This is a genomic window from Ruegeria sp. AB10, assembly GCF_056542745.1.
Map to the genome: position 1 here is coordinate 1 of NZ_JBQGAI010000028.1, position 2227 is coordinate 2227.

2 protein-coding genes are annotated in these 2227 nt (G+C 50.8%); one reads left to right on the plus strand and one right to left on the minus strand.

The genetic code is table 11. From position 1 onward, the window contains the following. The first annotated feature begins 151 nt into the window (after positions 1 to 151). The gene (locus ACR0NT_RS19490) at positions 152 to 442 is read left to right on the plus strand and encodes a shikimate kinase (RefSeq protein WP_480425843.1); all 291 of its coding nucleotides are present in this window, start codon (positions 152 to 154) and stop codon (positions 440 to 442) included. Here the strand turns inward: ACR0NT_RS19490 and ACR0NT_RS19495 are convergent. Continuing rightward, a protein-coding gene (locus ACR0NT_RS19495; protein ID WP_480424262.1) for an IS3 family transposase occupies positions 360 to 1489 on the minus strand; the annotation gives its coding sequence in 2 pieces (ribosomal slippage) (positions 360 to 1246 and positions 1246 to 1489; 1131 coding nt in all). The two genes, ACR0NT_RS19490 and ACR0NT_RS19495, sit on opposite strands and share 83 nt — an antisense overlap. Positions 1490 to 2227 lie beyond the last annotated feature (738 nt).

The following is a 2227-nucleotide window of genomic DNA, read 5'->3' on the forward strand; positions in this document are numbered from 1 at the left end:
CGATATTGAAAAACTCTTCGGCAGAACTTGAAAACCTCAATGGGTTCACAGTCTCTTACAGTTCAGTTTCCAGACATTTGTATCATTTGAATAATGCGTGCTCTGCCTGCTTACAGTGGTGTTGTGTTTGGCTGATGAGCACCAAAACACCATGCGTGTAGGATCACGCCACGTCTTCATCATTGGCCCAGGAGGGATCGGCAAAACTTCCTCGGGCCCATTCCTTTCACGCTTCCTCAAGCGTCCGTTTGTTGATCTGGACGCCGAGTTCATGGCCCGCGTCGGGTATATTGGAACTTTCATTGACACACATGGCTACGCTGGACCTGTCGCGTTTTTGTGCCGCTCCAAGTGCTCGTTTAAACCACTTTCCGTTCGAAGGCGACGGGACTTTTCCAGCCCAGTGCTGAGTGTCGGCGGCGCGGATTGTAGAAGCCGTTGATGTATTCGAAGATGGCCGCTTCAGCCTGCCGTCGGGTTTGCCATGACCGCCGCCAGATCAGCTCAGCTTTGATCGTTTTGAAGAAGGTCTCGACGGCGGCGTTATCATAGCAATTGCCTTTGCCGCTCATCGACACTTTGAAGTCATGTTGGCGCAGGATCTTCTGATAATCGTGGGAACAGTATTGGCTGCCACGATCCGTGTGGTGGATGCAGTCCTTCGGTGGTGATCTGAAGGCGATAGCCATTCTCAGCGCCCTGATGGCCAGGTCTCGCTTCATCCGATTGCTAACAGCCCAGCCAATCACACGGCGGGAATGCAAGTCCAGAATGACGGCGAGATAAAGCCAGCCTTCACGGGTCCAGACATAGCTGATGTCACCAGCCCATGTCTTGTTCGGCTGATCCGCTGTGAAGTCCCGATCCAGTAGGTTGGGCGCGATATTGAACTTGTGATCGCTGTCTGTCGTGACCTTGTGCTTGCGTGTTCTCAACACGGATATGCCGTTCTGGCGCATCAGGCGACCAACGCGACGATGCCCCACAGCCAAACCAATTTCCTTCAACTCTTCAGTCATGCGCGGCCTGCCATAGCTGCCCAAACTGAGGCGTGACTGTTCTTTGATATGCGCCAGCGTGACCAGATCAGACCGCTGTCTGCGACTGGCAGGGCGGCTGCGGAAGGCACGCAGACCGCGTGCGCTGACACCGACGACATCGCATAACCGGTTGGCTGGAAAGCTGGCTCTGTGTTCTTCGATAAACCTAAATCTCATTGCTTTAGGCCCGCGAAGAACTGGGTGGCCTTTTTTAGGATTTCCCTCTCCTCCTTGAGGAGCCGGATCTCCCGTCGAAGTCGCTCATTCTCTTGAGCGAGGCTCAAATCCTCTTTGGAAACCACGTCTGTATCTCGGTGCGCTGTGATCCATTTGTTCAGCGTGGACATCCCGACACCTAGATCATCAGCCACCTGCTTGCGTGTTAGCCCACTGGTCAATGCGATACGCACCGCATCTTGCCGGAATTCGGCCGTCCGTTTCAGTCCCATAGTCAGTCTCCTTTGCTGCAGTAGATGCTATCAAAGGAGCGGCATCAAACCGTGACAGGTCCAGTAAGTATCGTCTCAGACTGCCACAATTGCCCAGAGACTCCAAATATAGCAGGCACCGCGCCTCATTTGACTTGAACCAAATCTCCCAAAACTTAACAAGTACAGTCATGGATTGGAAACAATGACGCTCTCAGAACACTTCAATCTTTAGGATATTCAACATCTTGTGCCTTTGTTCGAGGTGTCTCAATAGCAGGAGACATCGTATTGAGAACAGTTTACTCTTCGTTAAGAGGTTTGATGCAATTTGGGCATAATTAGACGGATCTTGTGAGTGGGGACTGACAATGGATGCAGACTTTCTACAACGCGCCAACGAGGTGGAATTGAGACTGGAGGCGGAAGGTATGCACTTAACCGCAGAGGCCGTGAGGCAAGCAATATCTTCTTATATTCAGGAATATTCAAAAAACCCAATCACTCAAAAATCGCCAAAAACAGACCACTTCTCTCATAATTAACGCCACATTAACCATGCACCCTTAAGTATGCTTTAAACACTTTACTCGAGGGGCTTCATGAGCAAAAATCACTGGTTTGTTGATGCTTTTTCTGAGCTAATAGATGACGCAAGGCAACAAAACAATACGAGCGCCGTGGCTGGCTCCAATAGCGTTTTGAAGGTTTTTTGCGCTGAGATGGGCTTGACCGAAGAGCAGGAAACACAAGTAAAAA